This window comes from Amycolatopsis kentuckyensis, from assembly GCF_002155975.1.
Taxonomy (GTDB): Bacteria; Actinomycetota; Actinomycetes; order Mycobacteriales; family Pseudonocardiaceae; genus Amycolatopsis; species Amycolatopsis kentuckyensis.
This window is the reverse complement of sequence record NZ_MUMI01000314.1, coordinates 1-14,523: the sequence shown is the minus strand read 5'-3', so window position 1 is coordinate 14,523 and position 14,523 is coordinate 1. Positions and strand designations below refer to the sequence as shown.

The window sequence follows — 14,523 nt, the reverse complement described above, 5'->3', positions numbered from 1 at the left end:
CCGGCCCAGGGCAGCCTGACGCACCGGGTGACGAGCTACGCGGGCTGCCGGGCCGGGTACCCCGTGCAGTGGGCCGCCTTCGACGAGGGGCACATCGCCGCCCCGCAGGACGGGGCGACCGGTGACAGCGGTTCCCGGACCTGGGTGCCGGCGCTGGTGTGGCAGTTCTTCTCGCAGTTCGGCTCCACCACGCCGCCGCCCGACGACCCGCCGCCGGGCACCGGGACCTGCCGGATCGGCACCACGGTCAACGCGTGGAACACCGGCCTGACCGAGAACATCACCATCACGAACACCGGCTCGGCCGCGATCAGCGGCTGGTCGCTCGGGTTCACCCTGCCCGCCGGGCAGACCATCACCTCCGGCTGGGGTGCCGGGTACTCGCCGGCCTCCGGGCAGGTGAGCGCCACCAACGTCGCCTACAACGCCGAACTCGCCGCCGGTGCGTCGATCACCATCGGTTTCCAGGCCAACCACACCGGGAACACCGCGCCGGCCACCGCGTTCACCCTCAACGGCGCGGCCTGCACCGCCGCCTGACCGGCACCGGGGTCACGTCTTCGCGGCGCGAAGGCGTGACCCCGGGTCGGTGTAGGCGATGTCCGTCCCCTCGCGTTCCCAGACCACGTCGGCGCACTCCACCCCCTCGGCGGCCAGCTGCCGCTTGAGCACCTTGAACGTCGACGTCCGCGGGAGCTCGCGGACCGTGCGCACGTACCGGGGCACCTGCTTGGGCCCGAGATCGGCCTGGGCGGCGAGGAAACGGCCGAAGTCCGCCGGGTCCACGGGCGTTCCGCCGGTGACGATCGCGGCCATCACCTGGTCGCCGGTCACCGGGTCGGGCACCGCGTAGACGGCGGCCTCGGTGATCGCGGGGTGGCGCAGGAGAATGCGCTCGATCGGTGCCGTGCCGAGGTTTTCGCCGTCGACGCGCAGCCAGTCGCCGAGGCGCCCGGCGAAGTAGCAGAAGCCGTCGGCGTCGGCGTAGGCGAGGTCGCCGGTGTGGAACCGGCCGTCGCGCAGCCGCTCGGCGTCGGCCGCGGGATCGCGGTAGTAGCCGGCGAACCAGCCCGCGCCCGCGGTGTTGACCAGTTCGCCGACGGCGTCGGCGGCGTTGGCCAGGCGGCCGTCGGCGTCGAACTCGGCGGGCGGACACGGGCGGCCGGTGTCCGGGTGCAGGATGGCGACGTCGCCGGCCGGCCTGCCGAGCGAGCCGGCCGGGGTGTCGTCGGTACGGGCGAACCCCACGCCGCCCTCGGTGGAGCCGAAGGCGTCGACGACCTTGCAGCCGAAGCGGTTCTCGAACGCGGCCAGGTCGGCGCTCGCTCCTTCGTTGCCGTAGACGAGGCGCAGCGGGTTGTCCGCGTCGTCCGGCCGCGGCGGTGTTGCGACCACATAGGACAGTGGCTTGCCCACGTAGTTGGCGTAGGTCGCGCCGAACTTCCGCACGTCGGGCAGGAAACCGGAGGCGGAGAACCGGCGGCGCAGGGCGATGCCCGCGCCGGCCGCGAGCCCGACGGCCCAGCCGGCCATGACGGCGTTGGAGTGGAACATCGGCATCGTGACGTAGACGGTGTCCGATGAGGACAGCCGGAAGCGCTCGGCGAGCATGGCGCCGGGGAACGCGATCTTGCCGTGGGTGCAGCGCACCGCCTTCGGGTCGCCGCTGGTGCCGGAGGTGAAGATCAGCATCAGCAGGTCGTCCGCGGCGGCGGGGACCGGTTCGATCGGGTCGTGCGCCGGGGTCCAGGACGCCAGGTCCCGCACGCCGATCCCGCCGAGGTCCAGTCCCGCCAGCAGGGGCCGGTACTTGTCTTCGGCGAGCACGAACTGGCAGTCGGCGAGCCGGATGTCCCGCGCGAGCGCGGCACCGCGCCGGGTGGGGTTGAGCCCGACCAGCACCGCCCCGGCGAACGCGCAGGCGCCCAGGAGGAAGGAGAACTGCGGGACGTTGTCGGCCAGGATGCCGACGTGGGGCGGTTCACCCGGGCGCAGCGCTTCGCGGAGGCCGCCCGCCCAGCGCGCCGACACCCGGACGTGCTCGGCCCACGACCACGTCTCGTCCTCGAACCGCAGGCCGGGGCGCTCGTCGCCGGCGCGGGCCAGCAGCAGATCGGTCACCGTCGGGACGCTCATCCGCGCACCTCCAGGCCAGTGCGGTCAGAAGTGAAACACGTTCTACTTCTACCACGGTGCCCGCCGCGGGGTCCACCACACCGGTCAGCGGCGCCCGGTGGCCAGGACGACGAGGAACTGGCCGCCGCCCGCCTCGACGCCGGCGGTGACCGGCAGCCCCGGTACCAGCCGGGAGAACCGGTCCACCAGCCAATCCGCCGCGTCCCGGGCGTCCTGCTCGGTCGGGCACCGGGCGACCAGCTCCCGGCCGCCCTTGCGCTCCAGCCGCCCGGCCACCGTGATCAGCGGCGCGGGGTCGGCCACGTGCAGGCGCTCCGGCCAGGCGATGACCACCTTGACCGCGCCCTTGCGGGTGTTGCAGCCGCGGTGGGCGAGCCGCTCGGCGATCTTGGCCTTCCGGTCCGCGGTCCGGCTGTCGACGCTCGGCCCGCGCGGGTCGTTCACCGACATGTGGGGGTCGACCGGTTCGTCGCACACCCAGCATCGCCAGCCGTCGCGTTCGGCCACGTCGTCGAGGAGACTCACCGGGGCAACCTAGCAACCGCGGAACAGCCGCGCCCCCGGGGGAGTTGTGGGTGGCATGAGCCAACTCGTGGACCGCACGATCACCGCCCTCCGTTCCGAGCACGACACGCTCGCCGACCTCGTCCGCGGCCTCACCGACGACCAGCTGGTGGTGCCCAGCGGCGCCGCGGAATGGACCGTCGCCCAAGCCCTTTCCCACCTCGGCAGCGGCGCCGAGATCGGCCGCGCGCCGATCGCGCGGGCCGCCGGCGAGACCGTGGCGGCCGAGGACAACCCGACGATCTGGGCCCGCTGGGACGCCTCCGCGCCGCGCGCGCAGGCCGAGGGTTTCCTGGAGCACAACGCCCGCTGGCTCGAAACGGTCGAGGCGCTCACGCCGGAGCAGCGGTCCTCGCTGACCGTCGACCTCGGCTTCCTGCCGGAGCCCGTCCCGCTGGTGACCGCGCTGGGCATGCGGCTCAACGAGGTGGCCAACCACTCGTGGGACGTGCGCGTCGCGTTCGACAAGAACGCCGGGGTCGACGGCGGCTCGGCCGACGTGGTGCTCGATCTGCTGACCGGGCCGCTGGGGTTCATGCTGGGCTTCCTCGCGAAGCCGGCCGAGCTCGCGGCCCCGGTGTCGGTCGCGGTGCCCGGCGCCGGGCTGGTGATCGACGACGCGGTCACCGTGGTGGACCACCTCGAAGCCCCGACGGCGACGTTCGCCGGGCCGGCGGAAGCGTTCGTCCGGCTGGTCAACGGCCGGCTCAAGCCGCCGTACGACCACGGCGTCACCGTCGACGGCGGGGTCACGCTCGACGAGCTGCGCCGGGTGTTCCCCGGCTTCTGAGTCATCGGTAGCTCTCGAGGAGCCCGGCCAGTTCGGCGGGGCGGCTGAGCGCGACGCAGTGGCCGGCGTCGATTTCGTCCGGCACGATGCCGAGCCGCTCGGCCGCCAGCCGGCGGAAGAAGTCCGGCGGGAAGCAGCGGTCTTCGCGGCACAGCACGAACCGGGTGGGGACGTCCGGCCACGCCGCCAGGGGCCACGGCTCCCGCATCGCGGTGGGGGAGGGGTGGGCGCGCTCTTTGCTCAGCGCTTCGTCGGCGAGGGCACGCGGGACGTCGTGGTAGAAGCTGACGTACGGGTCGGCGTGGCCGGTGCGGCCCTCGTCGCGGGCCGCCTGGGCCCGGACGGCCTCGCCGCACCCGGTGTTCCGGCTCCACTCTTCGGGCGATTCGCCGGGCGCGGGGATCATGCCGGCCACCAGGACCAGGAGCCTGGCCGCGAGCCGGTCGGCGACCAGCGGTGCGGTGAACCCGCCGAACGAGTGGCCGACGACGACCACGTCGGTCCGGCCGCCGACCGCTTGGACCACCGCGTCGGCGTAGTCGGTGAGCGTGGCCGCGTCGTCGTCACCGGGCAGGTCCGGAGCCACCACCTCGTGGCCCCGGGTCCGCAGCTCGGCGGCGACCAGGTGCCAGGACCAGCCGACGTCTCCGCCACCGTGGATCAACACATAAGTGCTCATGGGCTTGCCTTTCCGTGGTCGTTCAGGAGTTCCGGCGGCGCAGGGCCGGCCCGAGCGCCCGCTGGGCGGTGAACAGCGCGAGCCCGCCGATCGCGCAGGCCGCGCCGAGGACGGTGGCGCCGGCCAGTTCGAGCAGTGCGGTTCCGGCCAGCGGGCCGAGCACCGCGCCGACGCTCCAGGTGGTCGAGGCGAGGCCCAGGTACCCGCCGCGCAGCTCGGGCGGCGCGAGCTCGGCGAAGGTGTCGCCGAACCGGACGGCGATCCCGATCTGGCCGAGGGTCCAGAGCACGACCGAACCGGCGAAGGCGGTGGTGCCGTGGCTGACGGTGCCGAGCGCGGCGCCGAGCCCGGCCAGCAGCATCGAGGCGGCCGACACCGCGTGGGCGCTGCGGCCGGCGAGCAGCCGGACCGCCACCGGCTGAAGGGCCACGACGGCGATCCCGTTCAGCGCCAGCACCCCGCCGTAGGCCGCGGGACCGAGGCCCGCTGCCGTCATCAGCAGCGGCAGCGTCGTGAACGTCTGCAGGAACAGCGTGAAGTAGCCGACGTGCAGCGCCAGCATCGCGAGCATCACCCGGTCGCGCAGCACGACGGGCAGCAGCGCCCGCCGCGTCCGCACCGAGCCCGCCGGCCGGGTTTCCGGCACCTGGCGCCAGACGATCAGGGCCGCGGCCAGCGAAGCCAGGACATTGATCCAGAACAGCAGCCCGTAGCCGTACTTCGCGAGGACCCCCGCGGCGACGGTGGCGACCGAGAAGCCGAGGTTGGCCGCCCAGTAGAGCATCCCGAACGCGCGGATCCGCTGGGGCGCGGGCAGATCGGCGACCGCGGCCGACCCGGCCGGGCGGAACAGCTCGATCGTCAGCCCGACGGCGACGGCGGCCGCCCAGATCCCGGGCAGCGAGTCGGCCGAGCCGAGCGCGGTGAGCGCCGCGGCGGCGCCCAGGAAGCCGGCGAGCATGGTGTTGCGCCGGCCGATCCGGTCGCCGAGCCAGCCGCCGAGCACCTGGGAGCCGATGTCGCCCAGGCCGACCGCCGCGACCACCGCCCCCGCGCTCGCGGGGGAGAGGTGCTGCGCCTGCGTCAGGTACAGCACCAGGAACGAGCGCACGACACCTCCGGCGCGGCCGACGAAGTGCGTGGCCGCCAGGGCCCAGACGAGGTGGGGGAGTCCTGGCCGGGTTTCCGTGGTCCTGGTCGTCATGGGACTCACGCTAGGTCCGCGAAGACATCACGAAAAGCGATGAATTCCGATCGAATCAATCGCCATCGGCTATGTTAGGCGGTTATGGCCGACTTCGAGCTGCGCCACCTGCGGACCATGGCCGCGATCGCCGAGGAAGGCACGTTCGGACAGGCCGCCACGCGGCTCGGCTACACGCAATCCTCGGTGAGCCAGCAGATCGCCGCGCTGGAGAAGGCGGTCGGCGGGCCGGTTTTCGACCGGCCCGGCGGGCCGAGGCCGGTCCGGATCACGCGGCTCGGCGAGGTGGTCCTGGCGCACGGCCGCGAGCTGCTGGCGAAGGGCGAGGCGCTGACCGACGCCGTCGCCCGGTTCCGGGCGGGCCACGGCCGCATCGACATCGGCACCTTCCAGAGCGTGTCCAACCTGATCCTGCCGGCCGTCATCCGCCGGCTGCTGGACGAGCACCCCGGCTGCGACATCAGGCTGTCCGACGTGCCGCCGGACGACCCGCGGATCGGCGAGCTCGACCTGCTGTTCCACGACGGCCCGGTCGACGGCGAGGTCGAGCACGTCAAGCTGTTCGACGAGCCGTACCTCCTGGTGACGGGCGCGGGCGCGGTGCCGGCCGGCCCGGTGCGGGTGAAGCGGCTCGACGACGTGGCGATGGTCGCCTGGCCGCCCACCCACCACCAGCGCTGGCTGGAGCGGACGTTCGCCCGCGCCGGCGCGCAGCCCCGGTTCGTGTTCCGCACGACGGGCCACGAAACGATCCTGTCGATGGTCCGGGCGGGCATCGGCTGGGCGGTGCTGCCGTGGCTGGCGTTGCACGGCCAGGACGCCTGGTCCGACGACCAGCTGAGCATCCACCGGCTGACCCCGGCGCCGGCGCGGGAGCTGTCCCTGTACTGGCCGGCGGGGCGCACGGAGTCGCCACTGGCCATCCGGACGCGCGAGATCGCGGTCGAGGTGGCGCGCGACCTCGCCGGGCGGATGTGACCGCGATCAGCCGGTGCGGGCCATGGCGCCCGTGATCAACAGGGTCAGCCCGTGCTCCAGCGCCGGCGCCAGGTCCAGGTGCAGCGCGGCCAGCGCCGGATCCACCGCGTAAGCCGCCTGGGCGCTGGGTGACGGGCGGCAGTGCGTCCACAGCCCGCCGGCCAGGATCATCGCCAGGAGGCACACCGGTGCCGCCTCGCCGCCGACCTCGGGGACCGACCGGCCCAGCAGCTCGGCCATCGTGTCGAGCCCGCCGAGGGCGGACCTCTTGAACCGCACCACGACGTCGGTGGACACGTTGTGCTCCAGCACTCCCGCCTGCGCGCCGATGAGGTCGCACAGCACCGTGCGGCCGGCCAGCGAACGGGCGATCACCGCCGCGAACGCCGCGGCCCGCTCCGGCGCCGGAAGGGCCGGGTCGACGCCCTCGGCCACCTCGCCGGCCACCTCGGCCAGCCACTCCCGCAGCGCGCGGTCCAGCAGCTCGAGCAGCACCGCCTCGCGGGATTCGAAGTAGCGCAGGACGTTCGACTTGGCCAGGCCGACCCGGCGGCTGAGCTCGTTGAGGCTGACCTCGGCCACCGGCATCTCGTCGAGCATCTTCAGCGCCGTGTCGAGGATCGTGCGGCGCCGCTCCTCCCGCTGCTCCGCGCTGCGCGCCCGCTGGAACGTCATGCGACCAGCGTAACGCCTCGGCGGCCAGATTGGAGACCGACGGTCTCTTGACAACAGACCGACGGTTCTTTAGCGTCGGAGACATAACAGACCGACGGTCCGAAAGGGCCGCGACCCAGGAGACCCCCATGAGCGACAACTGGACCGAGCGCGACGTCCCGAGCCAGCGCGGCCGCGTGGCCGTGATCACCGGCGCCAACACCGGCCTCGGCTTCGACACGGCGAAGGTGCTGGCCGAACGCGGCGCGACGGTGGTGCTGGCCGTCCGCGACGTCGAGAAGGGCAAGCAGGCGGCCGCGCGACTGGGCGCGAACGCCGACGTCACCGTGCAGGCGCTGGACCTGGCGTCGCAGGAGTCCATCCGGTCCGCCGCGGCCGACCTGCACGCCACGCTGCCGAAGATCGACCTGCTGATCAACAACGCCGGCGTCATGTACCCGCCGCGCCAGACCACCCGGGAGGGGTTCGAGCTGCAGTTCGGCACGAACCACCTCGGGCACTTCGCCCTGACCGGCCTGCTGCTGGACCTGCTGCTGCCGGTCGAGGGCTCCCGGGTCGTGACGGTCGCCAGCATCGCCCACCGCATCCGCGCCGGAATCCACTTCGACGACCTGCAGTGGGAGAACTCCTACGACCGCGTCGCGGCGTACGGGCAGGCCAAGCTCGCCAATCTGATGTTCGCCTACGAACTGCAGCGCCGCCTCGCCCCGCACGGCACGACGACGTCGATCGCGGCGCACCCCGGCGTGGCCCGCACCGAGCTGATGCGCAACTCCCCGGCGGTGATGCGCGCGCTCTTCCCGCTGGTGGCACCGCTGTTCACGCAGAGCTCCGAGCGCGGCGCCCTCCCGACCCTCCGCGCGGCGACCGACCCGGCCGCCCTCGGCGGCCAGTACTACGGCCCGGCCGGCCCGGGCGGTTACCGCGGGCGCCCGCAGGTGGTGGCGTCGAGCCCGCAGTCCTACGACGCGGCGATCCAGCAGCGGCTCTGGACGGTTTCGGAGGAGCTCACCGGCGTCAAGTTCCCCGTCGGCTGAGCAGCACGTGGGTCACCGGCTCGGGACCGGCCGCCCGAGCAGGTCTCAGCTCCCCGCGCAGACGGTGCCGGACGCGTCGGTGTCCGCGATGCCGTACGACGAGCCCGCGCTGGTGGGCTCCCAGCTGCGGTACCGGATGGACCGGGCGAAGACGCGGGATTCGGCCACCGCGGGTGGGCACGGTCCTGCAGGAGGCGGTCGATAACCCGGGCGGGCGCTGGAGCCGGTGCTGGGCTGGACCCACCGCCACCCGGCACTGGACTGAAGGGTCGACACGCGTAATCCTGAAGCCGACACGCGTGATCCGGGCGACGACACGGCGATCACCCCGTGTCGACCCGCCAATCACGCGTGTCGACCCTCCAGTCACGTGAGTTCTACTGCCGGGCGGTGGCCGTTGCCGGAGGTGGGGAGCAGGTGGTAGCCCGCGCGGTCCGGACGGATGTGGGATCCGCCGGAGGACGGGTCCGGGAGGCGGTGCCCGGCCGCGGCGATGGCTGGCTCGTCGAGGTGGACGCCCAGGCCCGGCTCGTCGCCGAGGATGAACGCGCCGTCGCCGATCTCGTGGGCGACCGTGATGCCCACCGGGGGGTGGAGGTCCTGCAGCTCGGTGACCAGGTGGTTGGGCACCGCGGTCGCCGCGTGCACCAGGCCGACCGGGGTCGTCCCGATCGGGCTCACCGGCAGGTCGTGGGCGTGGGCGAGGGCGGCGACCCGCAGGAAGTGGGTGACGCCCCAGCCCGCGGCCGTCTGGACGACGTCGACCGCCCCCGCCGTGATCAGCGGCCGGTGCTGTTCCAGCCCCGTGAGGTTCTCCCCGGTGGCGACCGAGGCGCGGACACCGCGGCCGACCGCCGCGTGGCCGTCCACGTCCCAGCGCCGCACCGGTTCCTCGATCCAGGTCAGGTCGAGGGTCCGCTCGAGTTCGGCGACGTGCCGGACGGCCTGCTTGCGGGTCCAGTTCTCGTTGACGTCCAGCATCAGGCCCGGGCGGCCGGCGCCGGCCTCGGCGAGGACGTCGCGGACCAGGCCGAGGCGACGCCGGTCGCGGTCGATGTCCAGGCCGCCCTTGAGCTTCGCCGCGCGCAGCCCGTGGCCGGCGTAGGTGCGGTACAGCGCGGCCAGCTCGTCGTCCTCCAGGGCGATGTCGAGACCCGAGGCGTAGGCGGGCACGCGGCGGTCCCGCCCGCCGAGCAGCCGCCAGAGCGGCTCGCCCGCCAGCTGCGCCTTGATGTCCCACAACGCCGTGTCGAAGGCGCCGATGGTGCCGAACACCGCGCCGGCGTGCCCCGCCTTGAACGTCCGCCGCAGCATCCGGTCGTAGAGGGCGCTCACGCCGCGCGGGTCTTCGCCCTCGATCGCGGCGAAGACCGTCTCCGCCTGCACGTGTGAACCGAGCCCGACGCCGGTGACGCCTTCGTCCGTCTCGACGACGACGAGCGGCATCCGGACGAGACCGCCGGCGTGGACGCCGTTGGCGTCGCCGATCGGGCGGCCCCAGTCCTGGACGGTGGTGAGGGCCCGGAAAGCAGTGATGCGCATTTCATCCCTTCGTGGACCCGGCGGTGACCCCGTCGGCGATCTGGCGTTGCAGGAACAGGTAGACGAGCAGCACCGGCACCGCGGCGATCAGCACACCCGCGGCGAACGTCGGGATGTCGGCCGAGTACTGCCCGCGCAGCGCGGTCACCCCGACCATGAGCGTCCGGTGTTCCGCGGACGGCATCAGCAGCAGCGAGATCAGGACGTCGTTCCAGCAGAACAGCGCGTCGAGCACCCCGACCGACAGCAGCGCCGGGGCACCCAGGGGGAGCATGATCCGCCAGTAGACGCCGTAGACGGTGGTGCCGTCGACGCGGGCGGCGTCGACGATCTCCGGCGGCACGGCCGAGTAGAAGCTGGTCATCAGGAAGACCGTGAACGGCAGGAACTGCGCCACGTAGGCGAGCACCAGCCCGGGGTAGGTGTCGATGAGCCCGGTGCCCGCCATCATCCGGGCCAGCGGGACCATGATCACCTGGAACGGCACGAACAGCGCGGCGAGGATGCCCAGGAACACCACGGACGACCCGCGGAAGCGCAGGCGCCCGAGCGCGAAGCCGGCCATCGACCCGAGCAGCAGGAGCACCGCGACCGAGCACACCACGACGACGACCGAGTTGAGGAAGTACCGCGACATCCCCACGCTCGTCCACGCCCGGGCGATGTTGTCCCAGCGCAGCGATCCGGCGGGGGAGAACCGGTCGAGGGTGTATTCGCGGCGGTCCTTCATGGCGACGTTCGCGGTGAACACCAGGGGGTAGATCGTCGCCAGGGCGAGGGCGGCCATGGGGATGGCGGCGAGCCACTTCGTGAGCCGGGAACCGGACATCAGTCCTCCCTTCCGGCGCGCCGCAGGATGCCGATCTGCGCCAGCCCGACCCCGAGCATGATCAGGAACAGCACCGTGGACGCCGCGGAGGCGAGCGCGGGCTGGTTCAGGTGCCCCTGCTGGAACCAGACGTAGTACTCGGGCAGGTAGGTCGACCCGGCCGGGCCGCCGCTGGTCATCACGTACAGCAGGCCGAACATCGAGGTCAGCATCCCGATCATGGTGGTGACGAAGACGAACTGGATGGTCCGGGACAGGCCGGGGACGATCACGTGCCGGATGGTCTGCGGCAGCGACGCACCGTCCACTTTGGCCGCGTCCAGCAACGAGGAGTCCAAAGTGGAGAAACCGGCGAGGAAGACGACCAGTGCCATGCCGAACGTCGCCCAGACGTGCACCCCGACGACGGCGAAGATCGCCACCCCCGGATTTCCGAGCCAGTCCACCGGCCCCAGGCCGACCAGCCCGAGCAGGGCGTTGGCCGGCCCGTCGAAGGCCAGCAGCAGGTTGAAGATCGCCCCGACGATCACCGGGGACAGCACGGCCGGGAAGAAGTAGACGCCGCGGTAGACCCGGTGGCCGGGCACCTTCAGGTGGATGAAGGTGGCGAGCAGGCCGGGGATGGCGACGGCGACCGGGAGCAGCAGCACGAGCAGCCCGACGTTGCGCAGGGCGGTGCGGAACAGCGGATCGGCGAACAGCGTCACGTAGTTGTCGAAGCCGACGGCCGTGCCGTTGCGGGCGCCGTCGCCGGTGAAGGAGAAGTTGACGCCGAGCAGCAGCGGCCACAGCCGGAGCAGGAGGACGACCAGCACGGCCGGGGCGACGAGGACCAGCGGCGCGAAGCGCTCGAGCCGCGTTCCGCGCGGGGCACGCCGGGCCGGGGCGGGCCCTCCGGCGGGCCGGGCCGGAGCCCGGTCCACCGGAGCGGGGGAGTACCCGGTCACGCCGTCAGCCCTTGTCCGACGCGGCCAGTTGCTGCAGCACCGCGTCGACCCCGATCGACCCGCTCAGCAGCTGCTGGGAGAGCCGGCCCATGAGGTCGAGCGTCTTCGACGAGAGGGCGACGTGCAGGGCGGGCTTGCCGGTCTTGACCTGCGAGACGATCGTCGCCACGGCCGGTCCGGCCGCCGAGACGTCGATCGACGTGTCCGCGGCGATCGCGCCGCTGTCGGCGTAGAAGGACTTCAGCGCGTCGGTCGAGCTCAGCGACCGGACCAGGTCCGCGGCCACCTTGGGATCCTTCGTGCTCTTCGCGACCGCGTAGCCGATGCCGCCGTCGTACGGCAGGCTCGGGGTGGCGGCCGGGTTGACCTGCGGCGCGGTCATCACGCCGACCTTGTCCGCGCCGAGGAACTCGGCGAAGTCCTTCCAGTGCCCGACGTCGGACATCAGGCCGATGACGTTCGCCGCCTTGCCGGACTGGAAGAGCGCGAACGCGTCGTTGAACATCGCGGTGGAGTTGGGGCCGTCGGTGTTGAGGCCGGTGTCGCCGGCCTGCTTCCAGAGCTCGAAGATCCGCTTGACGTCCGGGGCGGTCCAGTCGCGCTTGCCGGCGATCCAGTCGGTGTACTCCTGCGGCGTCAGGCTCGCCGAACCCAGCGCCGACAGGAAGAACTGGATCCCGGCGCCCTCCTTGTTGCCCAGGGCCAGGCACTTCGCGCCGGTCTTGGCGGCGATGGTGCCGCAGTCGCGGACGAACTCGTCCCAGGTCCGGGGCGGGGCGTCGGGGTTGAGCCCGGCCTTCTGGTAGAGCTCCTTGTTGTAGTAGACCGGGTGGCCCTGCAGGGTGACGGGCTCGGCGTAGACCTTGCCGTCCTTGCTGAACGCGTCCCAGCCGCTGAGGCGCGACCGGTCGTCGGTGACGTAGGAGTCCAGCGGTGCGAGGTCGGCGACCCGGTCGCGGATCTGGCCGCCGCCGTTGAAGAGCATGACGTCCGGCCCGCGTTTGGCCTGGATCGCCGCGCCCAGCAGGGTGTAGTACTGGTCGTAGGGCTGGGCCACGAACTCGACGGTGACGCCGGGGTGCTGCTTGGCGAACTCGGCCTTGGCCTTCGCGACGTACCCCGCGGCCTTGGCGTCGCCGGATTTCCAGTCCCAGACCACGAGCTTGCCGCTCGCGTCGCCGGACGGGGCGGCCGGTCCGGCGGCACTTCCGCATCCGGCGGTCAACGCCAACGCCGCGGCCAGGGCGGCCGAGATTAGTGTGCGCTGCTTCATCGCTGCTCACTTCTCCAGACGGTGGCCGGACGGGGAGTGGCCCGGCACAGTGCGGCAAAACGTAACTCGTATGACGTATGACGTCAACGGCCAAGCTGTGTAAGCTTCACGTGCGTACGGCGAAGGTCGGCGCAGTGCGACCGGAGGAACGATGACGGCATCAGACCGGCAACCCGCCGCCCCCGAGTGGGTGCGCCGCCCCGCGAACCTGGCGAGCGCGGTCACCGCCGAACTCGTGGGCCGCGTGGTGCGCGGGGTCCACCCGTCCGGGACGTCGCTGCCCGCCGAACCGGTGCTGTGCGAGAACTTCTCGGTGAGCCGGACGGTGGTCCGCGAGGCGGTGAAGCTGCTGCAGGCGAAGGGCCTGGTCCAGGTCCGCCAGGGCGCGGGCACGGTGGTGAACCCGCCGTCGATGTGGAACATGCTCGACGAACTCGTGCTGGCCGCGGTGATCGCGGAGGACGAGACCTCGGCCGTCCTCGACGACCTGGTGGTGACGCGCCGGCTGCTCGAATCGGACATGGCGCTGGTCGCCGCGCGGACCGCCGGCCCGGAGGTCGTCGCCCGGCTGGGCGAGCTGGTGGACCTCATGGACGAACTGGTCGACGACCCCGACGCCTACCGCGAGCAGGACCTCGCGTTCCACGACACGATCATGCAGGTCTCGGGCAACCGCCTCGCCCGGGGCGTGGTGCGGGCGCTGGAGAGCCAGGTCGTCAACACCGCCCGTTATGTGGGGCCGAGCGAGCGGGCTTTGTGCGTGGCCTCGAACCGGGGGCACCGCCGCGTTTACGAACGGATCGCGGCCGGCGACGGGGACGGCGCCGCGAAGGCGATGTTCGACCACATCACCGAGGCGTGGCTGGCGCGCCGTCCCGAATCCGGCGACCCCGGCCGGTTGGAGCGGTGACCGCCGAAGCGTCCGGAAGGAGTCCTATGGTCCAGCGTTACGGCATGCTGATCCGCCTGCGCCCGGAGAAGCGCGAGGAGTACCTGCGGCTGCACGCCGCGGTCTGGCCCGCGGTCGAACGGACGCTGCGGGAGGCCAACATCCGCAACTTCACCATCTTCCGGCACGACGACCTGCTCTTCGGGTACTACGAATACGTCGGCGACGACCACGACGCCGACCAGGCGCGGATCGCCGCGGATCCCGAAACGCAGCGCTGGTGGGCGTTGACCGATCCCTGCCAGGAATCGCTCTCCGCGCGCGAAGGGGGCGCCTGGTGGACGCCCATGGACGAGGTCTGGCACCTCGCCGAGGGGTCCCTTGTGGACGGTCAGACCCCCTGACCGCGACGGTGGCTCAGGCGTTCTGCCAGTTCGAGCACTGCCAGTTGGGCGTCTTCTGGCAGACGCGGAAGATGGTCACCGGGTTGTCCGAGGTGCCCGGGGTCTTGGCGCTGCAGCCGGAGCTGCTGCCGTTGGCGTCGTCCACGCCGGAACCGCCGCCGCTGCGGGTCCGCCACTCCGTGCGGAACCCGTAGCCGTCGCTGAAGGTGTCGCACGCGTACACCCGGGTGTGGCCGTTGGTCACGCCTCCGGTGGCGGTACGCACCGTCCACTCCGGACCTCCGCACCGGTTGAGGCCGGCCGGCGGATTTCACTCGATCGGCCGCACCTCCCGGAGCTCGTCGAGCAGCAGCCGGGCGGCCGTCTTCGCGCCGTCGGTGCGGATCTTCGCTCCCAGGGCCTTCGCCCGTGCCGCGGTTTCCGGGGCCAGTGCCGTGTCGAACGCCGCAGCAAGGGACTCGAACGTCGGGTCTTCGAGCGCCGTGCCGACCCCGTGCGCGGCCACCTGACCCGCCCAGTACGGGTTGTCCGCCAACCGGATCGGGACCACCACCTGCGGGACGCCCGCCCGGGCGG

The 14,523-nt window shown here is 72.5% G+C and carries 17 protein-coding genes and 1 pseudogene; 6 read left to right on the top strand and 12 right to left on the bottom strand.

Features of this window, described 5'->3' with window-relative positions; translation table 11 throughout:
• Nucleotides 1-540: cellulose binding domain-containing protein (locus CCN39_RS28590; RefSeq protein WP_208630417.1), on the top strand; the 540-nt coding region annotated here is incomplete at its 5' end.
• A gap of 12 nt (nucleotides 541-552) precedes the next feature.
• Here the strand turns inward: CCN39_RS28590 and CCN39_RS28585 are convergent.
• The gene (locus CCN39_RS28585; RefSeq protein ID WP_086847114.1) at nucleotides 553-2,136 is read right to left on the bottom strand and encodes a long-chain-fatty-acid--CoA ligase; all 1,584 of its coding nucleotides are present in this window, start codon (nucleotides 2,134-2,136) and stop codon (nucleotides 553-555) included.
• A gap of 84 nt (nucleotides 2,137-2,220) precedes the next feature.
• Nucleotides 2,221-2,661 (bottom strand): hypothetical protein, encoded by a 441-nt coding sequence (locus tag CCN39_RS28580; protein ID WP_086847112.1) that lies wholly within the window; start codon nucleotides 2,659-2,661, stop codon nucleotides 2,221-2,223.
• A 55-nt stretch (nucleotides 2,662-2,716) separates the two neighbouring features.
• Between CCN39_RS28580 and CCN39_RS28575 the strand changes: the two genes are divergently transcribed.
• The gene (locus CCN39_RS28575) at nucleotides 2,717-3,490 is read left to right on the top strand and encodes a maleylpyruvate isomerase family mycothiol-dependent enzyme (RefSeq protein ID WP_086847110.1); all 774 of its coding nucleotides are present in this window, start codon (nucleotides 2,717-2,719) and stop codon (nucleotides 3,488-3,490) included.
• Nucleotide 3,491: 1 nt separating this feature from the next.
• Here the strand turns inward: CCN39_RS28575 and CCN39_RS28570 are convergent, their stop codons facing one another.
• Together CCN39_RS28570 and CCN39_RS28565 are read right to left on the bottom strand one after the other, a co-directional pair.
• A complete protein-coding gene (locus tag CCN39_RS28570; protein WP_086847108.1) occupies nucleotides 3,492-4,169 on the bottom strand; it encodes an alpha/beta fold hydrolase in 678 nt (225 codons plus the stop codon).
• A 22-nt stretch (nucleotides 4,170-4,191) separates the two neighbouring features.
• The gene (locus CCN39_RS28565) at nucleotides 4,192-5,373 is read right to left on the bottom strand and encodes an MFS transporter (RefSeq protein ID WP_086847106.1); all 1,182 of its coding nucleotides are present in this window, start codon (nucleotides 5,371-5,373) and stop codon (nucleotides 4,192-4,194) included.
• A gap of 84 nt (nucleotides 5,374-5,457) precedes the next feature.
• Between CCN39_RS28565 and CCN39_RS28560 the strand changes: the two genes are divergently transcribed.
• Nucleotides 5,458-6,351, top strand: a complete 894-nt coding sequence (locus CCN39_RS28560; RefSeq protein ID WP_086847105.1) for a LysR family transcriptional regulator — start codon at nucleotides 5,458-5,460, stop codon at nucleotides 6,349-6,351.
• A gap of 6 nt (nucleotides 6,352-6,357) precedes the next feature.
• Here CCN39_RS28560 and CCN39_RS28555 read toward each other — a convergent pair whose 3' ends face one another.
• Entirely contained in the window at nucleotides 6,358-7,026 is a 669-nt protein-coding gene (locus CCN39_RS28555; RefSeq protein ID WP_086847103.1) for a TetR/AcrR family transcriptional regulator, read from the bottom strand.
• 128 nt (nucleotides 7,027-7,154) lie between these two features.
• Between CCN39_RS28555 and CCN39_RS28550 the strand changes: the two genes are divergently transcribed.
• On the top strand, nucleotides 7,155-8,063 hold the full coding sequence (locus tag CCN39_RS28550; RefSeq protein WP_086847101.1) for an SDR family NAD(P)-dependent oxidoreductase: 909 nt from the start codon (nucleotides 7,155-7,157) through the stop codon (nucleotides 8,061-8,063).
• A 45-nt stretch (nucleotides 8,064-8,108) separates the two neighbouring features.
• Here the strand turns inward: CCN39_RS28550 and CCN39_RS52625 are convergent, their stop codons facing one another.
• The 5 genes from CCN39_RS52625 to CCN39_RS28530 all read right to left on the bottom strand — a co-directional run bounded on the left by CCN39_RS52625 (nucleotide 8,109) and on the right by CCN39_RS28530 (nucleotide 12,654).
• On the bottom strand, nucleotides 8,109-8,231 hold the full coding sequence (locus tag CCN39_RS52625) for a hypothetical protein (RefSeq protein ID WP_279629589.1): 123 nt from the start codon (nucleotides 8,229-8,231) through the stop codon (nucleotides 8,109-8,111).
• 198 nt (nucleotides 8,232-8,429) lie between these two features.
• Complete coding sequence (locus tag CCN39_RS28545) at nucleotides 8,430-9,605, bottom strand: mandelate racemase/muconate lactonizing enzyme family protein (RefSeq protein WP_086847099.1); 1,176 nt, start codon at nucleotides 9,603-9,605, stop codon at nucleotides 8,430-8,432.
• A 1-nt stretch (nucleotide 9,606) separates the two neighbouring features.
• Nucleotides 9,607-10,434 (bottom strand): carbohydrate ABC transporter permease, encoded by an 828-nt coding sequence (locus tag CCN39_RS28540; protein ID WP_086847097.1) that lies wholly within the window; start codon nucleotides 10,432-10,434, stop codon nucleotides 9,607-9,609.
• Entirely contained in the window at nucleotides 10,434-11,381 is a 948-nt protein-coding gene (locus CCN39_RS28535) for a carbohydrate ABC transporter permease (RefSeq protein ID WP_244211046.1), read from the bottom strand. Before CCN39_RS28535 ends, CCN39_RS28540 begins: the two co-directional genes overlap by 1 nt.
• A gap of 4 nt (nucleotides 11,382-11,385) precedes the next feature.
• Nucleotides 11,386-12,654: an ABC transporter substrate-binding protein gene (locus CCN39_RS28530; RefSeq protein ID WP_086847093.1), complete on the bottom strand. Its 1,269-nt coding sequence runs from the start codon at nucleotides 12,652-12,654 to the stop codon at nucleotides 11,386-11,388.
• Nucleotides 12,655-12,805: 151 nt separating this feature from the next.
• Between CCN39_RS28530 and CCN39_RS28525 the strand changes: the two genes are divergently transcribed.
• Nucleotides 12,806-13,564, top strand: a complete 759-nt coding sequence (locus CCN39_RS28525; protein WP_086847091.1) for a FadR/GntR family transcriptional regulator — start codon at nucleotides 12,806-12,808, stop codon at nucleotides 13,562-13,564.
• 26 nt (nucleotides 13,565-13,590) lie between these two features.
• Nucleotides 13,591-13,947, top strand: coding sequence for an L-rhamnose mutarotase (locus tag CCN39_RS28520; protein WP_086847089.1), 357 nt, complete (start codon nucleotides 13,591-13,593; stop codon nucleotides 13,945-13,947).
• A 13-nt stretch (nucleotides 13,948-13,960) separates the two neighbouring features.
• Here CCN39_RS28520 and CCN39_RS28515 read toward each other — a convergent pair whose 3' ends face one another.
• Complete coding sequence (locus tag CCN39_RS28515) at nucleotides 13,961-14,212, bottom strand: hypothetical protein (protein WP_143264190.1); 252 nt, start codon at nucleotides 14,210-14,212, stop codon at nucleotides 13,961-13,963.
• Nucleotides 14,213-14,257: 45 nt separating this feature from the next.
• Nucleotides 14,258-14,523: pseudogene (locus tag CCN39_RS28510) on the bottom strand (glycosyltransferase); the annotation flags it as partial.